Raw genomic sequence first — 23,285 nt, 5'->3', positions numbered from 1 at the left:
GCGATGAGCGGCCCTGCGCGGAACGGGCGCCGCGGTCGGCCCCGCTGTCGCCCCGTCAGCTCTCGGCGGTGACGTTGAGCTGCCGCAGCAGCCGGGCCAGTTCCGCGATCTCGGCGCGGTCCCAGTCGGCCATCCTCCGTACGTACCGCTCGCGGCGCGCGTCACGCACCCGGCGGAAGCGGGCCCGGCCTTCGTCGGTGATGCGGACGAGAGAGGCGCGGCCGTCGGCGGGGTCCGGCTCGCGGACCAGCAGCCCCAGCTCCTCCAGCGCGCGCAGCTGACGGCTCATCGTCGCCTTGCCGACGCCGAAGTAGGCGGCCAGTTCGGTGGCCCGCTGGGAACCGCTCTCCTCCAGCCGTACGAGCAGTCCGTACGCGGCGGGTTCCAGCTCGGGATGGACCTCGCGGGCCATCTCGCCGGAATTGGCGCGGGCGCGGCGCAGAAAGACCGCCAGTTCCCGTTCCAGGGCCAGGAACTCGTGGTCCACACCACTTCCCCGGTTCGGCTCGGAGTCATTCGTCGTACCGCTCCTGTGCACGTCAGCACCCATCGCGCGCTTTCCCGCTCCTGAAAGTTTCTTTCGCAGGCGGCCATTGCCGCAGCTCGGTCAGTATTTCGCAGGTTTATACCAACGGCGGCAGCGTGGCTCTCTTCCCTGGTGCGGGTCTACGTGCGTAGCGTCGGTGTGGGCAGCTCTTTCGTATCCCCACTCCTGCCCGGCTCCCGCCCCACGCTCCCCCTCGCGGGCCCCCCGGTCATCCCCTGCACGGCCAACACGCCGGACACACCCGCGGGGCACGTCATGAGTTCCCCCCACCGAGGTCTTCGGAGGCACGCCAATGCCCGCGCACAGATCCGGACCGTACCGCCGCCGCCCGCTCGTCGCGGCGGCCACCGCTCTCTCCGCCACCCTCGCGCTGCTGCTCACCCACCCGGGAGCCGCGAGCGCGTCCGACACTCCCGCCGACCCGGACCCCACGGTCGGCGCCCCCGCCGACCCGGACCCGACCGCCGGCCTCCCCGCCGACCCGGACCCGACCGCCGGCCTCCCCGCCGACCCGGACCCGGTGCCCGGCGCCCCCGCCGACCCCGACCCCGTCAAAGGCACCCCCGCCGACATCGACCTGCCTGCCGGTACCCCCGCACGCGGCACCGCCCACATGGGCATGGGCGTCATCGAACACGACGGCCAGGGGGGTACGCCCCGCTCCGAGCGCGTCGCGCAGACGGAAGGCGTGGACGTCTCCAGCCACCAGGGCAACGTCGACTGGGCGGCCCTGTGGAGCAGCGGGGTGAAGTGGTCGTACAACAAGGCCACCGAGGGGACCTCCTACAAGAACCCCTACTTCGCGCAGCAGTACAACGGCGCCTACAACATCGGCATGATCCGGGGCGCCTATCACTTCGCGACCCCGAACGACTCCAGCGGCACCAGCCAGGCCAACTACTTCGTCGACGGCGGCGGCGGCTGGTCGCGGGACGGCAAAACCCTGCCGGGGGTGCTGGACATCGAGTGGAACCCGTACGGCGCGTCCTGCTACGGCAAGACGCAGGCCCAGATGGTGCAGTGGATCCGGGACTTCCTCGGCACGTACAGGTCCCGTACCGGCCGCGATGCCGTGATCTACACCGCGACCAGCTGGTGGAAGGACTGCACCGGCAACTACACGGGCTTCGGCGCGACCAACCCGCTCTGGATCGCCCGCTACGACACGACGGTCGGCGAACTGCCGGCGGGCTGGGACTTCCAGACGATCTGGCAGTACACCTCGACCGGGCCACTCGTCGGTGACCACGACCGGTTCAACGGCGCCCTGGACCGGGTCCTCGCGCTGGCGAACGGCTGATACCGCCCGTCTCGCCGATACCGGCCCGGACGGCGCTCGTACGCGCCGTCCGGGCCCTCGTTCAGCCCGCGTGGACCTCCAGCGGCTCGACCGCTGGCGGCGCCACGCGCTGCGCGGGAAGGGCGGCCAGCGCCGCCGCCGCGGCGTCCTCGGCCCGCTCCGCATCGGCCTTCGCGGCCAGCGCCCGCACGGCCGTGTTGAACCGCTCCATGGAGCTGGGCCGGTCGGTCCCGAGCACGTACTCCTTGAGGATCTGGCGGTCCGGGGCCATCGGGTCGTGGCGCGGCTCGCGCACCGACCGCAGGATCTCCGGCAGCCGGGTGCAGTCCCGGTCCAGCAGGTAGGCCCCGCCCGCCGTGGTGTAGGCGGCCCGGAACTCGTCGTCGGGGAGGTCGTGGGCGTTGGTCAGGACATACGGCTTGAGGCTGGCCACGAAGTCGGCGACCACCGAGGAGACATCGCTGACCAGCATGTCCGCCTCGTTGAAGCAGCTGTACAGCGTCGGCATCCGGCCCGTGATCACCTGGTGCCCGGCGTCCTGCCGGCTCGCCCAGAACTCCCGGTGCCACGCGTCGTGCAGCTCCTGCCACGCGTCCCCGCCGGTGTCGCCGGGCACCCGCGCCTCCCGCATCCGCCGGGCGTCGTCGCCCTCCTGCTTCCCGGACAGCGCGTCCATCTGCTCCCGGATGTCCCGCAGCAGCGGCTCGGCCGCCGACATGGCGGCGCGGGCGCCGGCCGCCGCGCGGCGTTCGTTGTCCTCCTGGAGCAGTTCCCGGACGACGCGGTCCGCCTCCGCCGCCTCAGCCGAGCGCTTCCCGGTGAGCGGGTGCGGCTTGTAGAGGACGCGTACGTCCTGCTCCAGCAGTCCCTTGACGAGGGTCGGGCCCATCGGGATCAGGGACGTGTGGCAGTCGTCGTCGCTCCAGCCCTCCCAGGTGGGCGCGTACAGGACGACCGGGCGCCGGCCGGGGACGCGCTCGGCGTGCGGGCGGATCGGCGCCAGCTGCGGCCGGCCCACCTCCACGATGGCGCTGTCGCTGATGGCGTGCCGGACCCGCTGGTAGCGGTCGCGCCCGGCGCGGCCCGCCACCCAGATCTCGTCGTACACCTTGCTGACCCGGTTGCTGCTGGCGAGCTTGTCGCTGTCGCCGTGGCCGATGAAGACGTGCTTGGCCTCGGCCACCCGCAGCATGTGCACGTTCTTGCCGGCGTTGCCGGGGTAGAGGACCACGCGGACGTCGGACAGTTCCAGTTCGGCCAGGTCGTCGGCCTTGGGGACGCAGACCACGGGGAGCCGGGTGCGGGCCAGGTAGCGGAACGAGGGCCGCTCGCGCAGCAGGATGACCGGGCGCAGGTCGAGCCGCTCCAGGGTCTCGATCCACATGTTGACCTGGTACATGAAGTCACGGGAGACCGCGGCGAAGCTGAAGTACAGGGCGACCTGCGGCCGGTGGGCGGCCAGCTGGCGGTTGACCTCGGCGAACACCTGCTCGCGCGACGGCATCCGGCGGGCCCGCCGGTACTGCCAGGCCAGGGCCAGCACCGCGAGCACCGCGAGGGCGCCGGTGAGGGCGAGACCGGCGTACGCGGGGGCCCAGTTGTCGCCCGAGGACCACGTGCCGGTCGTCACCGCGGCGAGCAGCCCCAGGTGCGCGGGCAGGTCGAGGTGGAGCAGCTTGCGCAGGGCGCGCCGGTAGAGCAGCGTGGGCGGCTCCGCGGGGATGCCGAGCGCGCTCATGTCGAGGTTGCGTACCACCAGGGGGAGCGTCCGGTGGGACCGGACGGCGTGGCGCAGCGCCATGTAGAGGGCGACCAGCACGAGATGGGTGGCGAGGACGGCCACCGCGGTGACGATCAGCGTCTCGGGCGCGCCGCTGCGGGCGGCCAGGGCCAGCAGCAGGACCGAGCGGACCGCGAAGCGCAGGGTGCGGTCGAGCTGGAGCGTGGCCAGTCGGCGCACGAACCTCGGTGCCCGGGAGTGCAGCAGCTCGTCCAGCAGGTACGTCAGGGCGGAGGCGGCGACGAAGCCCCAGACCGACGGCAGCAGTGCGAAGACGGGCAGCGCGAAGAATGACGCCCCGAACAGGAGCACGAGGATCAGGTCGGTCGCCGCGCGCACGCGCAGCGTTCCCGACAACCGACGGATGAGGTCAGGCAAGACGTTCCCCCATGGGACGACAGGTGCGGACGGCCACAAGGCCGCGATTCACCTGTTCGACTCGGAACACGGGGTGAGGGTTGTACACGTTCACACATGAAATATTCACCTACGATTCACCTCCGCGCGCGAAAAGGTCACAGGGGCCGTGGGTGTGACCCACGGCCCCTGTGACCGTCTCTCCGGCCGCGCTCCGGCGGCGTCCGTCACGCCGCCGCCGGAACCTCCGGCGCCTCGGCGGCGGTGGCCGGGGCGAGTGCCAGCTCCAGCACCTGCCGTACATCGGTGACGGCGTGCACGTCGAGCCCGGCCAGCACCTCGGCCGGGACGTCGTCCAGGTCGGGTTCGTTGCGCTTGGGGATGACCACGGTGGTCACCCCGGCCCGGTGCGCGGCCAGCAGCTTCTGCTTCAGGCCGCCGATGGGCAGGACCCGTCCGGTGAGGGAGACCTCGCCGGTCATGGCCACATCCGTACGGACCAGCCTGCCGCTGAGCAGGGAGGCCAGCGCCGTCGTCATGGTGATGCCGGCGCTCGGACCGTCCTTCGGGACCGCGCCCGCCGGGAAGTGGATGTGGATGCCCCGTTCCTTGAGGTCGGCGACCGGGAGTTCCAGCTCGGCGCCGCGCGAGCGCAGGAACGAGAGCGCGATCCGCGCCGACTCCTTCATGACGTCACCGAGCTGTCCGGTCAGGGTGAGTCCGGAACCACCCGTCTCGGCGTCGGCGAGGGACGCCTCCACGTAGAGGACGTCGCCGCCCGCGCCGGTGACCGCGAGGCCGGTGGCCACGCCCGGCACCGCCGTGCGCCGCTCGGCCGGGTCCTGTGCGGACTCCGGCACGTGGTGCGGCCGGCCGATCAGCCCGCGCAGGTCGTCGGCGCCGAGGGTGAACGGCAGCTCCCGCCGGCCGAGTTCGTGCTCGGCCGCGACCTTGCGCAGCAGCCGGGCGACGGACCGCTCCAGGTTCCGTACGCCCGCCTCGCGGGTGTACTCGCCGGCGAGCTTGCGCAGGGCGTCGTCCGCCAGGGTGACCTCGCCGGGCTCCAGGCCCGCGCGCTCCAGCTGCCGGGGCAGCAGGTGGTCCCGGGCGATGACGACCTTCTCGTCCTCGGTGTAGCCGTCCAGCCGGACCAGCTCCATCCGGTCGAGGAGCGCCTCGGGGATGGATTCCAGCACATTGGCGGTGGCGAGGAACACCACGTCGGACAGGTCGAGTTCCACCTCCAGATAATGATCGCGGAAGGTGTGGTTCTGTGCCGGGTCGAGGACTTCGAGCAGCGCGGCGGCCGGGTCGCCCCGGAAGTCGGAGCCGACCTTGTCGATCTCGTCGAGCAGGACGACCGGGTTCATCGAGCCGGCCTCCTTGATCGCCCGGACGATACGGCCCGGCAGCGCGCCGACGTACGTACGCCGGTGGCCGCGGATCTCCGCCTCGTCCCGTACGCCGCCGAGCGCGACCCGGACGAACTCGCGGCCCATGGCGTGCGCGACGCTCTCGCCCAGCGAGGTCTTCCCGACGCCGGGCGGACCGACGAGGGCGAGCACGGCGCCGCCGCGCCTGCCGCCGACCACGCCGAGGCCACGCTCGGCCCGGCGCTTGCGCACCGCCAGATACTCGGTGATGCGCTCCTTCACGTCCTCCAGTCCCGAGTGCTCGGCGTCCAGGACGGCGCGCGCGCCGCTGATGTCGTACCGGTCCTCGGTCCGCTCGTTCCACGGCAGTTCGAGGACGGTGTCCAGCCAGGTGCGGATCCAGGAGCCCTCGGGGCTCTGGTCGGACGAGCGCTCCAGCTTGTCGACCTCCTTGAGGGCGGCCTCGCGCACCTTCCCCGGCAGGTCGGCGGCTTCGACGCGGGTGCGGTAGTCGGCGGACTCGTCCTCCTCGCCCTCCCCGTTCAGCTCGCGCAGCTCCTTGCGCACGGCGTCGAGCTGGCGCCGCAGCAGGAATTCGCGCTGCTGCTTGTCGACGCCCTCCTGGACGTCCTTGGCGATGGACTCGGCGACGTCCTGCTCGGCGAGGTGCTCGCGCAGCTGGTCGGTGGCGAGCTTGAGGCGGGCGACCGGGTCGGCCGTCTCCAGCAGCTCGGCCTTCTGGGCGGTGGAGAGGAACGGTGAGTACCCGGAGTTGTCCGCGAGCGCGGAGACGTCGTCCATCTGCTGCACCCGGTCGACCACCTGCCAGGCGCCGCGCTTCTTCAGCCAGTCGGTGGCGAGCGCCTTGTACTCCTTGACCAGCTCGGTGACGGAGCCGGGCAGCGGCTCGGGCGTGACTTCGTCGACGCCGGTGCCCTCCACCCAGAGGGCCGCGCCGGGCCCGCTCGTACCGGCACCGATCCGGACCCTGCGCCGCCCGCGGATCAGCGCGCCGGGGTCGCCGTCGGAGAGCCGGCCGACCTGCTCGACGGTGCCCAGCACGCCGGTGGCGGCGTAGGTCCCGTCGATCCGCGGCACGAGCAGCACCTCGGGCTTGCGCGCACCGGCCTCGCCGCCGTCCCCGTGGCCGCGCACGGCGGCCTGCGCGGCCTCCACGGCGGCGCGGACCTCGGCGTCGGACAGGTCGAGGGGCACCACCATGCCGGGCAGGACGACCTCGTCGTCGAGCGGCAGCACGGGAAGCGTGAGCGATGTGGACGTGACAGCCATGGTCTCCCCTTCGGCAAAGCAATCGGCATCAAGCAAGTTGAGCTATACCGACTCAATGCTTATGAGCCTCCGGATGTTCCCCCGGTCGCGTTCGCTCTGAGCGATCAGCGGCGGGCGGGGTACGGGCCCCCCGCCGCGCCCGCCGTCCCGGTCAACGCTCGGGGGTGGCGGCGTCATCCCTCCTGGGCGGGCCGGGACGGATCAGCCGAGGAGGGGAACGAGTCCGGCGGCGAACACCACGTAGAACAGGCCGGCCACCGCCAGCCGGGCCGGGGTCAGCCGGCGGGCGCGCATGGTCAGCAGCAGATAGATGATCGCGGCCATCGTGATGATCCCGGACCACAGGAGGGCGCCGTCGAAGTGCCAGCGGGTGAAGATCAGCCCGATGCCGCTGGGGACGGTGGCCTGGATCATCATCGAGCCGGAGATATTGGCGAGCGCCAGCCTGGTCTTGCCCTGCCGGACCCAGATCACCGCGTTCATGATCTCGGGCAGTTCGGTGGCGATCGGTGAGAGCAGCAGCGCGGTGACCGTCGTGGACAGGCCGAGCGTCGGACCGATCACATCCAGCTGCTTCACGAAGAGGTCCGCGGCGAAGAAGATCACACCGAGGGTGACCAGGGTCTGGACGACCACGGCCCAGGTGGCCGGCGAGGCGGCCCGGGGCTGGAGCTTCAGCGGCTCCAGCCGCTCCTCGTCGTCCGGGTCGTCGGCCGCCCGGCTGCTGCGGATCTCGCGCCAGAAGTAGACCGCGTACGCGGCGAAGAACAGCACCCCGAGCGCGGGCTTGAACGCGAAGGCGACCAGGCCGAGCGCGACCTTGACGGTGAAGATCGGCAGGAACCACTTCTGGTCCTTGGCCAGCCGTTTCATGTCCCGCGCGTCGCCCAGCGCCTCGCCCGCGGGGGCGCTGGGCGCCGCGCCGACAGCGGCCAGGGCCTCTCGGCGTTCCCTGCGGCGCTTGAGCAGCAGCATCGTGCCGGTCACGCCGTAGGCGACGGTGGCGAGGGCGAGCGGTCCGCCCATCGCGGCGCCGACGCCGATGTCCTTGGCCTCGTCGGTGGCGCCGGTGGTCACCGCGACGAGGGTCACCACGGATTCGGGCAGGGCGGTACCGAAGGCGGCCAGGATCGTGCCGACCGCCATCCTCCCGACCCGGAGGCGCTCACCCAGCCACTCCACGGCGTTGACGAACCACTCGCAGGAGAGGTAGATCGCCACCGCGCACACGATGAGCAGTACGAAATGGATCACGGGAACCGTCCGGCTTTCCCACACCGGCGGGGCTTCGAGGACGACCGGCGCGAGGGGCGGCGGCAGCTTCGACCCCGCCGACGCGAACTCAGTGTCGTCGACAAATGGGCCGAAGGTCTCGCCCGCCCACATCCTCATCGGAGGCGGGCCCGGCCACCGGGAACCCGAGGGCTCCAGTGTGTCGACGACCGGTATCGCGGGGCTACTCCCCTTCGCAGCGGCTCAGTGTAGCCGCGCACGTCACGGGCCCGGCCGCGGGCGCGCACGGGCCCGGCCTACGCGACGTGGTTCAAGGCGGCCGGCTTCGGCCCGGCCGCGGGCGCGCACGGGCCCGAGCGGACCGGGGGCCGCCCCCGTACCGTCGACCCGGCCGGGAAACGGGTTGGCCCGGCCGATCCGGCGCGGCCAGGATGGCGTCGGCATCCGCCGACATCAGCCACCAGCGACATCAGCCACCAGACGGAGAGGCCCCGACACCATGTCCGCACCCGCGTCCGCGTCCCCGACCCCGACCGGCCACCCCGACGATCCCGGCGCCGGGCCCGTCACGCTGGACCGCCGCGACGGTCCGTACGGCGAGGTCGTGCTGCGCCGCCGGGGCGCGCGTCTGGAGATCATCGCCAACGGCTGCTTCCTGATGGACACCTCGGACGGGCGCTCCGAACGGCTGCTGATCGACGCCGCGCTGCACGCCCTGCCCGGCGCCGGGACCGGGACGCGGCCGTCCGTGCTGGTCGGCGGCCTCGGCGTCGGTTTCTCCCTCGCGCACGCCGCCGCCGACCCGCGGTGGGGGCCGATCGTGGTCGTGGAGCGCGAGGAGGCGGTGATCGACTGGCACCGCGAGGGGCCGCTCGGCGAGATCTCGGGGGCGGCGCTGGCCGACGCGCGCACTGTGATCCTGCACACCGATCTCGTGGAGCATCTGCGGACGACCACGGACCGTTACGACGCGCTCTGTCTGGATATCGACAACGGGCCCGAGTGGACCGTCACCGAGGACAACGGGGACCTCTACTCGGCGGCCGGACTCGCCGCGTGCCGGGCGCGGTTGAATCCGGGCGGTGTCCTCGCCGTGTGGTCGGCGAACCCCTCGCCCGCCTTCGGCGAAGCGTTGCGGAATGCCGGGTTCACCGGGGTAAGGGCGGAAGAGGTGCCGGTTGCCCGAGGCGTACCCGACGTGGTCCATCTCGCCGTTCGCACTGCGTAGCCGTAAGGCTCCCGGTGCATCTACGCTGCTCCCGACACATGTATCTGCATACTTCGTGCAGATCGCGGAACAAGGATCGCGGAACGCGTACCAGGGGCGGGCGATGGAGCAGACACAGACCAGCCACAGCGGAGTCGCCGCGACGCCCGGCGCGCAGCGCCGGATTCTCGTCGTCGAGGACGACCCGACGATCGTGGACGCCATCGCCGCGCGGCTGCGGGCCGAGGGCTTTCTCGTGCAGACGGCGGTGGACGGCCCCGCGGCCGTCGACGCGGCCGAGGGATGGCAGCCGGACCTGATGGTCCTCGACATCATGCTGCCGGGCTTCGACGGTCTGGAGGTCTGCCGGCGTGTCCAGGCGCAGCGCCCGGTGCCGGTGCTGATGCTCACGGCGCGGGACGACGAGACCGACATGCTGGTCGGGCTCGGCGTCGGGGCCGACGACTACATGACCAAGCCGTTCTCCATGCGGGAGCTGGCGGCCCGGGTGCATGTGCTGCTGCGCCGGGTGGAGCGGGCGGCGCTCGCCGCGGTGACGCCGCGCAGCGGCATCCTGCGGCTGGGCGAGCTGGAGATCGACCACGCGCAGCGCCGGGTACGGGTGCGCGGCGAGGACGTCCATCTGACGCCCACCGAGTTCGATCTGCTGGTCTGCCTGGCGAACACGCCGCGCGCGGTCCTCTCCAGGGAGCAGCTGCTCGCCGAGGTGTGGGACTGGGCGGACGCCTCCGGCACCCGTACCGTCGACAGCCACATCAAGGCGCTGCGCCGGAAGATCGGCGCGGAGCGCATCCGTACGGTGCACGGCGTGGGGTACGCGCTGGAGACGCCCGCTCCATGACCAGGCCGGCGTCCGAGCGGCTCCCGACCGACCAGAACCCGCCCGACCGGCCCGAACACCGGCGACCCCGCTCCGCCCCGCCCGCGCGCGGGCGGGGCGGGGCGGCCACGCGCTGGGAGGACCGCCGCCGTCAGCGCGCCGGGGCGGCCCCGCGTTCCGGCGCGCGTCTCGCGGCCCGTGCCGGAGCGCTGCTGGGCCTCGACCCGGGCGGCGCCCGGCTCCGGCTCTCCATCAAGGCCAAACTCGGCGCCCTCGTCGTCATCTCCGTCCTCATCACCACCGGCCTGCTGCTGGTGGCGCTGCGCACGGAGACCGAGCTGCGTTTCATCACGGTCTTCTCGATGATCGCCACGCTGCTGATCACCCAGTTCGTGGCGCACGGGCTGACCGCGCCCCTGGACGAGATGAGCACGGTCGCCAAGAGCATCTCGCACGGGGACTACACCCGCCGGGTGAGCGGCTCCGACCGCCGCGACGAGCTGGGCGACCTCGCCGCGACGATCAACCGCATGGCCGACGACCTGGAGGCCGAGAACCTGCACCGCAAGGCGCTGATCGCCAATGTGTCGCACGAGCTGCGCACGCCCATCGCGGCCCTGCGCGCCCTGCTGGAGAACGTGGTCGACGGGGTGACGGCCGCCGATCCCGAGGTGATGCTGACGGCGCTGCGGCAGAGCGAGCGGCTCGGCCGGCTGACCGGGACGCTGCTCGACCTGTCCCGGCTGGACAACGGGGTCGTGCCGCTGCGGGCGGGCCGTTTCGAGGTGTGGCCGTACCTGTCCGGGGTGCTCAAGGAGGCCAATCTGGCGGCCTCGCAGCGCCGGCCGGTCTCGGGGGTGTCAGGTGCGGTCAGTCACACCCGTACGGACGTCCATCTGCATCTGGACGTCTCGCCGCCCGAGCTGACCGCGCACGCGGACGCCGAACGCCTCCACCAGGTCGTCGCCAACCTCATCGACAACGCCGTCAAGCACAGCCCGCCGCACGGCCGGGTCACCGTGCGCGCCCGGCGCGGCCCGGAGCCCGAGTCGCTGGAGCTGGAGATCCAGGACGAGGGGCCCGGCATCCCTGAGCAGGAGCGGCACCAGGTCTTCGAGCGGTTCAACCGGGGTACGGCGCCCTCGGCGCAGGGTCCCGCCAGCGACGGCGGTACGGGGCTGGGCCTGGCGATCGCCCGCTGGGCCGTCGATCTGCACGGCGGGGACATCGGCGTGGCCGAATCGGAGCGCGGCTGTCTGATCCGGGTCACGCTGCCGGGAGCACCCCGGCCGCGCGGTTGACGTAGAGTTCGAAGAGTTCGAAGCGAAAACGCACGATCTCCGGGTACGGAGTCGGGGACCGGCGGGGCTACGGGCCGTGTACCGGCCGTGGCCGGGACGAGTTGTCTTCCCGGCACAGCGGAACCTGGCTTGTTTCCCGCCAATTCATACGCTGAAACCCGCCGTCCGATGTGACTTGCACGACGATGGCACGCCCGGTCTGCATGTGTCGGCCCGGTAGGCGTAGCCTTGATTCCCGCTGTCCATCACCTTGTGAAGCGGAAGAGGGCGGTTCACGCCGTGTCGTCTCAGTCCCCCAGTAACGCGAGCATCTCGACCGACGAAGACGGGCAGGGCAAGAACCCTGCCGCGGCCTTCGGAGCCAATGAGTGGCTTGTCGACGAGATCTACCAGCAGTACCTCCAGGATCCGAATTCGGTCGACCGTGCCTGGTGGGACTTCTTCGCCGACTACAAGCCGGGCACCTCCGGCACGGCGGAAAAGTCCGGCGACGCGTCCGCGGCCGCGGGGGCCGCGGCACCCGCCTCGCCGGCCGCTCCGGCCCAGGCACCGGCCGCACCCGCCGCGAAGCCCGCCGCCGCCGCACCGGCCCCGGCGCGGGCCGCCGCTCCGGCGCCCGCCCAGGCGCCGGCCCCGGCCGCGGCGCCCGCGCAGGCGGCCCCGGCGAAGGCGGCTCCGGCGCAGGCCGCCCCGGCGCCCGCCGCGAAGCCCGCGGCCGCCGCTCCGGCACCGGCCAAGGCGAAGCCCGCCGCCGGCGGCGGTGACGCCGCCGAGGCGCCCGCCGGTCCGGAGTTCCTGACGCTGCGCGGCCCGTCCGCCGCCGTCGCGAAGAACATGAGCGCCTCCCTGGAGGTGCCCACCGCCACGTCGGTGCGCGCCGTCCCGGTGAAGCTCCTCTTCGACAACCGCATCGTCATCAACAACCACCTGAAGCGCGCGCGGGGCGGGAAGATCTCCTTCACGCACCTCATCGGGTACGCGATGGTGCAGGCGATCAAGGCCATGCCGTCGATGAACCACTCCTTCGCGGAGAAGGACGGCAAGCCGACCCTGGTCAAGCCGGAGCACATCAACTTCGGTCTCGCCATCGACCTGGTGAAGGCCAACGGCGACCGTCAGCTCGTCGTCGCCGGCATCAAGAAGGCCGAGACGCTCAACTTCTTCGAGTTCTGGCAGGCGTACGAGGACATCGTCCGCCGCGCCCGCGGCAACAAGCTGACGATGGACGACTTCACCGGCGTCACCGTCTCGCTGACCAACCCCGGCGGCCTCGGCACCGTCCACTCCGTGCCGCGTCTGATGCCCGGTCAGTCGGTCATCATGGGCGTCGGATCGATGGACTACCCGGCCGAGTTCCAGGGCACCTCGCAGGACACCCTGAACAAGCTGGGCATCTCCAAGGTCATGACGCTGACGTCGACCTACGACCACCGGGTCATCCAGGGCGCCGCCTCGGGCGAGTTCCTGCGGATCGTCAGTCAGCTGCTGCTCGGCGAGAACGAGTTCTACGACGAGATCTTCAAGGCGCTGCGCATCCCCTACGAGCCGGTCCGCTGGCTCAAGGACATCGACGCGTCGCACGACGAGGACGTCACGAAGCCCGCCCGGGTCTTCGAGCTGATCCACTCCTACCGGGTGCGCGGCCACGTCATGGCCGACACGGACCCGCTGGACTACCTCCAGCGCAAGCACCCCGACCTCGACATCACCGAGCACGGGCTCACGCTGTGGGACCTGGAGCGCGAGTTCGCGGTCGGCGGCTTCGCCGGCAAGTCGATGATGAAGCTGCGCGACATCCTCGGGGTGCTGCGCGACTCGTACTGCCGCACCACCGGCATCGAGTTCATGCACATCCAGGACCCGAAGCAGCGCAAGTGGCTCCAGGACCGCATCGAGCGCGGCGCGCACGCCAAGCCGGAGCGCGAGGAGCAGCTGCGGATCCTGCGCAGGCTCAACGCGGCCGAGGCGTTCGAGACGTTCCTCCAGACGAAGTACGTCGGCCAGAAGCGCTTCTCGCTGGAGGGCGGCGAGTCCGTCATCCCGCTGCTCGACGCGGTGATCGACTCCGCCGCCGAGTCGCGTCTCGACGAGGTCGTCATCGGCATGGCCCACCGCGGCCGGCTGAACGTGCTGGCGAACATCGTGGGCAAGTCGTACGCCCAGATCTTCCGCGAGTTCGAGGGCAACCTCGACCCGAAGTCGATGCACGGCTCCGGCGACGTCAAGTACCACCTGGGCGCCGAGGGCACCTTCACCGGTCTGGACGGCGAGCAGATCAAGGTCTCGCTGGCCGCGAACCCCTCGCACCTGGAGGCGGTCGACCCGGTCCTGGAGGGCATCGCCCGCGCCAAGCAGGACATCATCAACAAGGGCGGTACGGACTTCACGGTCCTGCCGCTGGCGCTCCACGGCGACGCGGCCTTCGCGGGCCAGGGCGTCGTCGCCGAGACGCTCAACATGTCGCAGCTGCGCGGCTACCGCACCGGCGGCACCGTCCACATCGTGATCAACAACCAGGTCGGCTTCACCGCCGCCCCGGAGGCGTCCCGCTCCTCCATGTACGCCACCGACGTGGCCCGCATGATCGAGGCGCCGATCATCCATGTGAACGGTGACGACCCGGAGGCCGTCGTCCGCGTCGGACGGCTCGCCTTCGAGTTCCGCCAGACGTTCAACAAGGACGTCGTGATCGACCTCATCTGCTACCGCCGCCGCGGTCACAACGAGGGCGACAACCCGCAGTTCACCAACCCGCAGATGGTCCGCCTGATCGATAAGAAGCGCTCGGTGCGCAAGCTCTACACCGAGTCGCTGATCGGCCGCGGCGACATCACGCTGGAAGAGGCGGAGCAGGCGCTCCAGGACTTCCAGGGCCAGCTGGAGAAGGTCTTCGCCGAGGTCCGCGAGGCCACCTCGCACGCCGGTCCGACCCATATCGCCGATGTCCAGGCGGAGTTCCCGGTCGCGGTGGTCACGGCGGTCTCCCAGGAGGTCGTCAAGCGGATCGCCGAGTCGCAGGTCAACATCCCCGACACGGTCACCGTCCACCCCCGGCTGATGCCGCAGCTGCTGCGCCGCGCCTCCTCCGTGGAGGACGGCACGATCGACTGGGGCATGGGCGAGACCCTCGCCATCGGCTCGCTGCTGATGGAGGGCACCCCGGTCCGGCTCTCCGGCCAGGACACCCGCCGCGGCACGTTCGGCCAGCGCCACGCGGTCCTGGTCGACCAGGGCACCGGTGAGGACTACACCCCGCTCCAGTACCTGACGGAGGAGCAGGCCCGTTACAACGTCTACGACTCGCTGCTCAGCGAGTACGCGGCGATGGGCTTCGAGTACGGCTACTCGCTGGCCAGGCCGGACGCGCTGGTCATGTGGGAGGCGCAGTTCGGTGACTTCGTCAACGGCGCGCAGTCCGTCGTGGACGAGTTCATCTCGTCGGCCGAGCAGAAGTGGGGCCAGACCTCCGGCGTCACCCTGCTGCTGCCGCACGGCTACGAGGGCCAGGGCCCGGACCACTCGTCCGCGCGCCCCGAGCGCTTCCTCCAGATGTGCGCGCAGAACAACATGACGGTCGCCGTGCCGACCCTGCCGTCGAACTACTTCCACCTGCTGCGCTGGCAGGTCCACAACCCGCACCACAAGCCGCTCGTCGTCTTCACCCCGAAGTCGATGCTGCGTCTGAAGGCGGCGGCGTCGAAGGCGGAGGAGTTCACCACCGGCGGCTTCCGCCCGGTGATCGGCGACGAGGGCGTGGACCCGAACGCGGTCCGCAAGGTCGTCTTCTGCACCGGCAAGGTCTACTACGACCTGGACGCCGAGCGGCAGAAGCGCGGGATCACGGACACCGCGATCCTGCGTCTTGAGCGGCTGTACCCGCTGCCGGGTACGGAGCTCCAGGCCGAGATCGCCAAGTTCCCGAACGCCGAGAAGTACCTGTGGGCGCAGGAGGAGCCGGCGAACCAGGGTGCGTGGCCGTTCATCGCGCTCAACCTGATCGACCACCTGGACCTGGCGGTCGGCGCCGACATCCCGCACGGCGAGCGGCTGCGGCGCATCTCGCGCCCGCACTCCTCGTCGCCCGCGGTCGGCTCGGCCAAGCGTCACCAGGCGGAGCAGCAGCAGCTGGTCAGCGAGGTCTTCGACGCCTGACCCGCGCCCGTACGACCGGAGGGCCCGGCCCCGCGAACTGTTCGCGGGGCCGGGCCCTCCGGCGTACAGCGCGTTTACCGGCCCCTGTACGGAACGGAGCAAGCCGCCTGTACCAGGCGACAGCCTCCCGCCCCGGCGGCACATGGGCGTGCCGTACGGCGTTGGTGACCAGCTCGGAGAGGACAGCACCGCCGACTCTTCCAACACGCCCGGCCCCCAACCCTCCAGCGCCTTACGCAACTCCGACCGCGCCGACCCCACCGAGGCGGCATGTCGTTTCCACCGCGGCACCACAGCGCCACTCACCTGCTCCGGAACCCGGCTCATCGAGCCGCCTCAGCGATCCACAGCTCGCGCCGACGCTGCCGACGACGGCACTGCGCGACACGCTCGGAGCGCTCGAATACCGTGAAAAGCAGCAAGGCCGGAACAGCACCGGCAGCACAGGAGGACGTCATGAGCAGCGACGCATGGGTCAGCACCTCGATGCCGTATCTGACACCGCGACGCGAAGGCCAACCCGACGCATGGGCAGCGGAGTTGGCTGCACAAGGAAGGCGGGGCGGCCAGCGCGTCGTCCACGCGGGCGAGGTCGGGGCACCGGCCGAGGTGGCGGAGGCCCTCGGCATCGCCGAGGGGGACACGGTCGTCGTACGGCGGCGGGTGATGTATCTGGAGGACCGGCCCTGCGAGCTGACCGACACGTACTATCCCGCCTCCATCGCACGCGGCACGCCCCTCGCCCGGACGGCGAAGATCCCCGGCGGAGCCGTCACCCTGCTGACCGAAATGGGTCACGCCGGAACGCGCGTACAGGAGAATGTGACCGCCGCGATGCCCGACGGGGCGGAGCGCGAGGCCCTGGACATGGGGGCGGGCGAGCCGGTGCTCCGACTGACCCGCGTCACTTTCGACGGCGGGGACCGGCCCGTCCAGGTGGACAGCATGACCATGCCCGCCGACCGCCAGCGGTTGCGCTACGAACTCAGGATTCGGTGATGACCGTGGACGCGGCCCAAGAGGACACGTACGACCGGCGGTCCCTCCACGAGCGGATCGCCGCCGATCTGCGCGACGAGATCATGACCGGCGACCTCGCGCCGGGCGCGGCGCTGCCGTCCACCGTGCGGCTCAAGGAGCGGTTCGGCGCCTCGAACGCCACCATCCAGAAGGCGCTCCAACTCCGCAAGGACGAACGGCTGGTCATCGGCCGCGCGGGCGCCGCTGTGACCGTACGGGAACACCGCCGGCGGACGGTACGGCCCGCGTCGTCCTTGGCGACGGGCGGTCCCGGGGAGCCGTACCCCTGGCTGGCCGATGTCGCGGAGCACGGCGCGCGGGCCCGCGGCGAGCTGCTCGCCGTCGGCGAGACCGCGCCGCCCGCCGACGTCGCGACGGCGCTGCGGCTGCCCGTCGGCGGTACGGCGCTGCTCCGCCACCAACCGCTCACCCTCGACGGCGAACCGGTGGAACTGGTCCACTCCTACTACCCGCTGGACATCGCCCGGGGCACCACCCTCATGGAGCACCGGAAGATCCAGGGCGGCACACCCACGCTCCTGAGCGCACTGGGCCACCCTCCCCGTACCGGCGTCGACCACGTCTCCGCGCGCGTACCCACCCGGGAGCGGTACGAGGCGCTGCGCCTGCCGGGCAGTCTGCCCGTACTCCGGACACTACGCGTGGTGTACGGCGCCGGCGAGCGGCCGATCGAGGCCACGGTGATGGCGAAGGCGGGCCATCTGTACGAGCTGCGCTACGCGTTCACCCCGGAGTAGGAAGGGGAGCTATGCCGGAGCCGTCCTCGCCTTCAGGGAAATCTCCCGGGAGCGTTCGTAAACCTGACGCGCAATCGGGTTGACCAAAACTGATCGGGCGACGAGGGAAAGCCCGCCTCAGCGTGCGTGACGGGTCGTCGCAGCCTTCGGGCGAACGCTTCCAGGATCAGGGGGCGAACGGATTCCTTGGGTAACTGCCCGTTCAGCCACTGACTGACGGATGGTTGCTGGTACTTGAGAGGGGTTCCCCGTTCGGTTCCGATGCGATTGACCTCCTGGGCGAGTCAGACGATGGGCGGTTCGAAGTCCCAGTACGGCCGGTTGCGGGAGCGGGCCGAGACCGTGTGGGCGTGCTGCGCGCCCAGCGTCGCCGCCAGGTCGTCCAGCGCCTCCCCCTCGGTCTTCTCGGCGCGCTGCGTGTCCCGCAGCGCCCGCAGGTCCGCCGCGTGGGCGATCCGGGCGGAGAGCGTCAGCGGATGGGTGCGGCCGAGGGTCTCGGTGGCGCGGGCGATGGTGTCGCCGGTCAGGGTGGCGGCGCCCTCCGGATCGCCCACGATGTTGCGCAGCGCCGAGGCGTTGATGGCGCAGCCCAGCGTCCAGGGGTGGCGCTCCCCCACCGCCCGCTCCATGTCGGTCAGGGAGTTCTCCATCAGGACATGGGCCTGGCCGCGTTCGCCGACGTTGCGCAGGATCAGCGCGTGGTTGGCACGGGCGCCGGCCAGGAAGGGATGTCCTTCGCCGAGCATGTCCAGATAGCCGGAGACGACCTTCTCGCTTATCTCCCTGGCCCGGTCGATGTCGCCGTGCTCGCGGGCGAAGCAGCTCTGGGAGGAGGCGAACATCATGGTGAGCGGGTCGTGTTCGCCCAGGACCCGTTCGCAGCTCTCCAGGACCTGGGTGAACAGCGCGGCGGCCCTGCCGCGTTCACCGGAGCGGTAGTGGCACAGCGCGAGGTTGTACTCGGCGCGCAGCGTCTGCGGGTTGTCCCGGCCCATCACGATGCGGTGCACCCGGACGCTCTGCGACTGGAGCGACTCGGCTTCGCTGTAGCGGCCGAGGAGCCGCAGGTCGGTGGCGTAGTTGATCTCCGAGAAGAGGGTCCAGCTGTGGCGCGGGCGCAGCAGCGCCCGACGGGCCTCCAGGGTGCGCCGGTTGAGGTCGAGGGACTCCGCGTAGCGGCCGAACAGCCGCAGGGTGACGGCCAGGTTGTTCTGCGCGTTGAGGGTGCGGGAGTCCTGCTCGCCGAGGAGTTCGCGGTACGAGGCGACGAGCCGGCCGGAGATCTCGTACGCCTCGTCGTAGCGGCCGAGGCCGCGCAGGTCGGCGGCGAGTCCGCCCGCCGCGCGCAGGTACTCCAGGTCCTGCGCGCCGCGTTCGGCGCGCAGATGTTCGACGGCGGCGCGTTCGATGGCCTCGGTGCCCGCGTAGTCGCCGACGGCGCGCATCAGATTGGCGTAGTGGTAGCTGAGGTCCCAGATCCTCGGATGGGTGTCGCCGAGAAGTGGCTTCCACGCCGTCATGGCGCGCCTGCCGAGGTTGATCCCGGCCCGGTACTCGCCGGAGAGATACATGTAGCGCAGGCAGTTGAGGACCAGGGTGTGCACCCCGGGGTCGGCGCTCTTGAGGACGTCGGCCCATTTCAGATGCGGGGTGATCTCCGCGTACCGGGGCCACAGCCGGGTGTCGGTGGGACGGCCGGGGTCAGCGGCGACCAGGGCGCGGCGCACGACCTCGATGAAGTCCTGGTGGTCCTGCGGGGGCATGTCCTGGTGGACGATCTGGTGGACCATGCGGTGCATGTAGAGGGTGTCGCCGGCCGAGCCGAGGCCGCTCTCGCCCACCTGGTCCCTGACCTCGCGCTCACCGACCCCGGCGGCGCGCACCACCGCGTACTGCCGGAGTTTGTTGATCGCGCGCGTCCAGCGCACCGGGTCGTCGACCAGACCGCGCAGCTTCTCCGGGAGGGTGTCGGCGGGCAGGTCGCGCACCAGCCGGACCGGGATGGCGCCGGGTGCGAAGAACGTGCACAGCCGCAGCAGGTCCACGGATTCCGGGACGGTCTCGCGGAGCTTGTTGAGCAGTATCGACCAGCCGGTCTGGAAGGCGAGCGGGAAGTCGGCGGAGACCCGTACGACGTCCTGGTCGATGCCGCCCCTGAGCAGCTCGATGTACTGGTCGACGGACATGTCGGAGTCGTTGAGCCAGCCGGCCGTCTGGTCGAGGAGCAGCGGCAGGTCCTCCAGCGCGACGGCGAGCTGCGCCGCCTCCCGGTAGGTGAGTCGCGGGGCGCGGCGGCGGACGAACGCCACGGACTCCTCGCGGTCGTAGACCGGGACTTCCATCAGGGTGCTGTTGTGTTCGCCCCACTCCGGGTTGCGCGCCGTGATCAGCACATGGCCGGGGCCGGTGGGCACCAGGTCCCAGATCTGGTCGGGCTCGTCGGCGCCGTCGAGGACCAGCAGCCAGCGGCTGTACGGGTCGCCCCGGCGCAGCGCGTCGCGGGCGGCGCGCAGCCGTTCGCCGTACTCGACGCCGGTGGACAGGCCGAGGGCCGGGGCGAGTTCGGCGAGCCGCTGACGGCAGGTGACCCGCTTGTCGGCGGCGACCCACCACACGACGTCGTACTCGGCGCCGAAGCGGTACACGTACTCGGCGGCGAGCTGGGTCTTGCCCACGCCGGACATGCCGTGCAGGGTGACCACTCCGGCGCCCCGGCCGGCCCGCTGGAGCGCGTCGTAGGCGTCGCCCAGCAGCGTCTCGCGGCCGGTGAAGCGGGTGTTGCGGCGGGGGACGCCGCCCCACACGTCGGGGATGTCGGCCGGGTAGCGCGGTCCGCGCCGGGAGTCGGCGTGCGGTGGCGGCGGCTCGGTGGACAGCCCGAGGCGGGTCAGCACGCGCCGCTCGGCCTCGCTCTCGCCGACGGTGGTCAGGTCGGCGGCGGCGAAGACGGTGGTGGCGCTGGGCAGCGCGGAGGTGGTGACGGTGACGGCGGCGAACCGGCCGGGATCGGCCGCCACCACCTGGCGCAGCGCGCTGTTCCACTCGTCGTGGCTGCGCGGCCCGAGCTGGAAGTACCAGTCACTGAGGACGACGAGGACGGGGCCCGGCGCGAGCAGCAGATCGCGCAGGCACTCCTCCAGTGTGATGTCGTCCGGCGGGTCCCACCGCTGGTAGACCACCGAGAGCCCGCGCCGCTCCAGGCGGTCCCCGATCCAGGCCGCCCAGGCCCGGTTGAACCCGGCGAAGCTGATGGTGACAACCTGCGGCCCGGTGGCGCCAACTTGCTTGTCTGCTCCGGGCATTCAACCGTCTCCCTGCATCGTCATACGCCCTTTTAACATACCCCGCCACCCCATGGATCGATCCTGTCGCGCGCCGCTTCACGTTCCGTTCCTTTGGCGCCAGATCATCCGCGCGGTGCGCACGTACGCCTCGGCCCTGGCCCGGTGTCCGGCCGGTGGCGGGCTGTCGGAGAGCCGGTGGTAGACGGCGATCATCTCGTTGACGAGCACGCGTCCCTCGCGGGTCAGGGCGCCGGAGCCGGCGAGTACGGGCAGCACCGCGCCGACCTGTTCGCGGCAGCGGGCGTGCTCGGCCCAGGCCAGGTCGCGCCGGGAGAGCTGTTCGGCGCCGAGGGCCAGCCGCTGCCAGTAGTCGGCGAGCGCGAGATGGGAGTAGGCGCCTTGGAGGAGCCCGTCGAAGGGGCGCAGGTCGGAGCGCCAGGGGGCGAAGTGGCGCGGGGTGGCGTCCTCGTGGTGCAGCGGGGCGAGGGCCGCGAGTGCGGCGAGTTTGGTGTGCTGGAGTTCGTGCACGAGGGTCGAGGCGAGGTGAGCGGGGGTGGCGGGCCTGCTGCTGAGGACCGCGCCGAACGCCTCGCGCCGGGTGCCGCTGCACTGCGCCGGCCCCTCCCCGGAGGGCGCGGAGCCGGGCGGCGGACACAGCGGTACGAGGCAGCGCAGCAGGGCCGCGGCCTCGGCGGAGCGCTGCGCGCCGCCGGCCGCCAGCGCGGACCCGGTCCGCGCCCACAGCCGCGCCCAGGCGGCGCGCTCGGCCGGGTCGGGGCGGGCGGCGGCGGAGAGCCCGTGCCCCTGCGGGCCGGGGGCGGCGACGCGGTACGGGTCGAGGTCGTCCAGGCGCACCGGCGGCGCGCCGTCCCGCAGCGGCGGCAGGGTGTGCGCGGGAAGCCAGCGGGGGTCGTCGGAGCGCAGGCCGTCGTCGTGGGTTTCCAGGGCGACAGGGGACTCATGACACTGACGTACCGTCACCGTGCCTGACGTCATGGCGAGGTGAAGGACCGAGGACGGCCCCGGTGCGGTGCGCAGGGCGCCCAGGGTGGGCAGGACGAGTGGTCCGGCGGGCGCCGTGAGCCGCGTGGTGAACGGCAGCCGGGCCCGGATCGCGGCGGCGGCGGCCAGCGCGCCGAAGTGCCCGAGGTCGGCGGCGAGTTCCGGGGTGGGCGCGGCGGTGGTGAGCCCGCGCAGGCAGCGCTGGGCCCAGGGCCCGGCGAGCGGGTGCAGCAGGACGGTCCGTACGGCGGCGCGGTCGGCGCGGTCGGCCTCCTCCAGCAGCGCCCAGTGGTCGCGCGGCCCGGCGGGCGGCCCGGCCCCGGCCCCGGCCCCCGCCGCGCGGACGGCCGCCGGGGCGTCGTCCGCCGCGTCGAGCAGGGCGCGCAGCAGGATCAGCCGGCGGGTGTGCTGGTCGCGTACGAGCAGCCCGAGGGCGTCCGTGCCGCCCTCGGTGCGGCCGAGTTCGCGCAGCGTCCGCTCGGGGACGGCCGGGCTCACCGGACGGCTTCCGCGAGGGCGGTGGCGACATGGCGGATCAGCCGGTCGAGGTCGGCGCAGTAGACGGAGGGGTGCGCGAAGCCGTGTCCGGCGCGGTAGCGGTGGGCGTAGTGGCCGCCGCCGCACACGGTGAGCAGCGGGCAGGCGCGGCAGCCGGCGGCGAGCGCCGCCGCGCCGGCCTGCCGGGCGGCGATCCCCGGGTGGCGCAGCGCGTCGTCGAAGGTGTGGTGGAAGACGTCGAGTCCGGTGGCGGCGGCCGTGTCGTAGGCGGACTTGAGGGAGTCGACCTGTTCGATCGCGCCGTCCGTCTCGACCACGACGGCGTTGAGCGGGTCGAGTCCGAGCGATTCGGTGGCGGCGGGCAGTCCGAGCAGCAGCGCGAGGCACTCCTCGAAGATCCGTATCCGGGTCTCCCGGTGTCCGGCCCGCCACCAGCGGTCGAAGACGGTGATCAGCCAGTCGCCGTACGGGGTGGGCCGTCCGGGGTCGCCGAGCCGGTGTGCGGGCAGACCGGGCGGCGGGCTGGTCCAGTTGCCGTGCGGGAGCAGCAAGTCGATGGCGGGCGGGCGCAGTTCGAGGAGGGACTCGTACATCTCGACGGGGTCGGTGCGCGGGTCGACGACGGTGAGGAGGCCCGCGTACGCCTCCGGGTGGCGGGTGGCGAGCAGCCGGGCGCCGCGCGCGGCGGCGGGCCAGGAGGGGCGGCCCGCGTGGTCGGTGCGCAGGGTGTTGTGGGCGGCCCTGCCGCCGTCGAGGCTGATGCCGACGCGGATCGCGTGCCGCGCGAGGGCGGCGGTGCGGCGCTCGGTGAGCAGGGTGCCGTTCGTCTGTACGGTGACCGCGACCGTACGCCCCGTTCCGGCCCGCTCCCGTACGGTCCGCGCGAAGCCGGCCAGCCGCTCGGCGCCCGCGAGCAGCGGCTCGCCGCCGTGCAGGACGAGGGCGAGCCGGCGCAGCCCGTGGGCCCCGGCGTGCTCGGCGATCCGGGCGGCGGTGCGCTCCAGCACCTCGGGCGAAGCGGCGGCGGGCCGGTCGCGCCAGGTGCGGTCGGGACCGGCGTACAGGTAGCAGTAGCGGCAGGCGAGGTTGCAGCGGCCGTGGACCTTCACGATGAACTGCCCGAAGGGCACGGGTCCGGTTGGGATCGGCCCGTTCGGCATCGTTGTCAGCGGTCGTGACACCGCGCGTCTCCCCTCCAGGCCGGTCACACCGCGGGCGAGTGTCCCCGCGTGTGTTCCTGTTATGCCCAGGGGGCAAACACGGAGTGCCGCAGATTGTCCTGTGTGACCGCCTCCGTGCCGGAGAAAGGCCGGCAATGCGCGAGCGCCGGGAGGTGGTCGAC

The 23,285-nt window shown here is 72.1% G+C and carries 14 protein-coding genes and 1 pseudogene; 7 read left to right on the top strand and 8 right to left on the bottom strand.

The features are described 5' to 3' along the window. Nucleotides 1–55: 55 nt before the first annotated feature. Nucleotides 56–550 carry a MarR family winged helix-turn-helix transcriptional regulator gene (locus ACFY6S_RS24425; RefSeq protein ID WP_388815067.1) on the bottom strand — a complete coding sequence of 165 codons (495 nt, stop codon included), beginning with the start codon at nucleotides 548–550 and terminating at the stop codon, nucleotides 56–58. A gap of 289 nt (nucleotides 551–839) precedes the next feature. Between ACFY6S_RS24425 and ACFY6S_RS24420 the strand changes: the two genes are divergently transcribed. Next, a complete protein-coding gene (locus ACFY6S_RS24420; protein ID WP_388815069.1) occupies nucleotides 840–1,847 on the top strand; it encodes a GH25 family lysozyme in 1,008 nt (335 codons plus the stop codon). A 61-nt stretch (nucleotides 1,848–1,908) separates the two neighbouring features. Here ACFY6S_RS24420 and ACFY6S_RS24415 read toward each other — a convergent pair whose 3' ends face one another. The 3 genes from ACFY6S_RS24415 to ACFY6S_RS24405 all read right to left on the bottom strand — a co-directional run bounded on the left by ACFY6S_RS24415 (nucleotide 1,909) and on the right by ACFY6S_RS24405 (nucleotide 7,901). After that, nucleotides 1,909–4,005: a CDP-glycerol glycerophosphotransferase family protein gene (locus ACFY6S_RS24415; protein ID WP_388815071.1), complete on the bottom strand. Its 2,097-nt coding sequence runs from the start codon at nucleotides 4,003–4,005 to the stop codon at nucleotides 1,909–1,911. A 206-nt stretch (nucleotides 4,006–4,211) separates the two neighbouring features. Further along, complete coding sequence (lon, locus tag ACFY6S_RS24410) at nucleotides 4,212–6,647, bottom strand: endopeptidase La (protein WP_388815073.1); 2,436 nt, start codon at nucleotides 6,645–6,647, stop codon at nucleotides 4,212–4,214. A 201-nt stretch (nucleotides 6,648–6,848) separates the two neighbouring features. Continuing rightward, entirely contained in the window at nucleotides 6,849–7,901 is a 1,053-nt protein-coding gene (locus tag ACFY6S_RS24405; protein ID WP_388817856.1) for a sodium:calcium antiporter, read from the bottom strand. Nucleotides 7,902–8,379: 478 nt separating this feature from the next. Between ACFY6S_RS24405 and ACFY6S_RS24400 the strand changes: the two genes are divergently transcribed. The 6 genes from ACFY6S_RS24400 to ACFY6S_RS24375 all read left to right on the top strand — a co-directional run bounded on the left by ACFY6S_RS24400 (nucleotide 8,380) and on the right by ACFY6S_RS24375 (nucleotide 17,159). Further along, nucleotides 8,380–9,108 (top strand): spermidine synthase, encoded by a 729-nt coding sequence (locus tag ACFY6S_RS24400; RefSeq protein WP_388815074.1) that lies wholly within the window; start codon nucleotides 8,380–8,382, stop codon nucleotides 9,106–9,108. Between the two features lie 103 nt (nucleotides 9,109–9,211). Next, the gene (locus tag ACFY6S_RS24395) at nucleotides 9,212–9,949 is read left to right on the top strand and encodes a response regulator transcription factor (protein WP_388815076.1); all 738 of its coding nucleotides are present in this window, start codon (nucleotides 9,212–9,214) and stop codon (nucleotides 9,947–9,949) included. After that, on the top strand, nucleotides 9,946–11,229 hold the full coding sequence (locus ACFY6S_RS24390) for an ATP-binding protein (RefSeq protein WP_388815077.1): 1,284 nt from the start codon (nucleotides 9,946–9,948) through the stop codon (nucleotides 11,227–11,229). Before ACFY6S_RS24395 ends, ACFY6S_RS24390 begins: the two co-directional genes overlap by 4 nt. A 279-nt stretch (nucleotides 11,230–11,508) precedes the next feature. Continuing rightward, nucleotides 11,509–15,381: a multifunctional oxoglutarate decarboxylase/oxoglutarate dehydrogenase thiamine pyrophosphate-binding subunit/dihydrolipoyllysine-residue succinyltransferase subunit gene (locus ACFY6S_RS24385; RefSeq protein WP_388815079.1), complete on the top strand. Its 3,873-nt coding sequence runs from the start codon at nucleotides 11,509–11,511 to the stop codon at nucleotides 15,379–15,381. Nucleotides 15,382–15,837: 456 nt separating this feature from the next. After that, a complete protein-coding gene (locus tag ACFY6S_RS24380) occupies nucleotides 15,838–16,380 on the top strand; it encodes a GntR family transcriptional regulator (protein ID WP_388815080.1) in 543 nt (180 codons plus the stop codon). Next, entirely contained in the window at nucleotides 16,380–17,159 is a 780-nt protein-coding gene (locus ACFY6S_RS24375; protein ID WP_388815082.1) for a GntR family transcriptional regulator, read from the top strand. Before ACFY6S_RS24380 ends, ACFY6S_RS24375 begins: the two co-directional genes overlap by 1 nt. Nucleotides 17,160–17,257: 98 nt before the next feature. On the opposite strand, the pseudogene ACFY6S_RS24370 reads toward ACFY6S_RS24375, so the two are convergent. The 4 genes and pseudogenes from ACFY6S_RS24370 to ACFY6S_RS24355 all read right to left on the bottom strand — a co-directional run. Then, nucleotides 17,258–17,440 (bottom strand): annotated as a pseudogene (locus ACFY6S_RS24370) (tetratricopeptide repeat protein); the annotation flags it as partial. A 3-nt stretch (nucleotides 17,441–17,443) separates the two neighbouring features. Next, a complete protein-coding gene (fxsT, locus tag ACFY6S_RS24365) occupies nucleotides 17,444–20,461 on the bottom strand; it encodes an FxSxx-COOH system tetratricopeptide repeat protein (RefSeq protein WP_388815084.1) in 3,018 nt (1,005 codons plus the stop codon). Nucleotides 20,462–20,539: 78 nt separating this feature from the next. Continuing rightward, entirely contained in the window at nucleotides 20,540–21,943 is a 1,404-nt protein-coding gene (locus tag ACFY6S_RS24360) for an aKG-HExxH-type peptide beta-hydroxylase (RefSeq protein WP_388815086.1), read from the bottom strand. Further along, complete coding sequence (locus tag ACFY6S_RS24355; protein WP_388817858.1) at nucleotides 21,940–23,103, bottom strand: FxsB family cyclophane-forming radical SAM/SPASM peptide maturase; 1,164 nt, start codon at nucleotides 23,101–23,103, stop codon at nucleotides 21,940–21,942. The genes ACFY6S_RS24360 and ACFY6S_RS24355 overlap by 4 nt, the downstream gene beginning before the upstream one ends. Between the last annotated feature and the right edge of the window lie 182 nt (nucleotides 23,104–23,285).

The organism is Streptomyces sp. NPDC012835, assembly GCF_042900885.1.
Lineage (GTDB): Bacteria > Actinomycetota > Actinomycetes > Streptomycetales > Streptomycetaceae > Streptomyces.
This window is presented reverse-complemented; position numbering and strand designations above follow the sequence as displayed.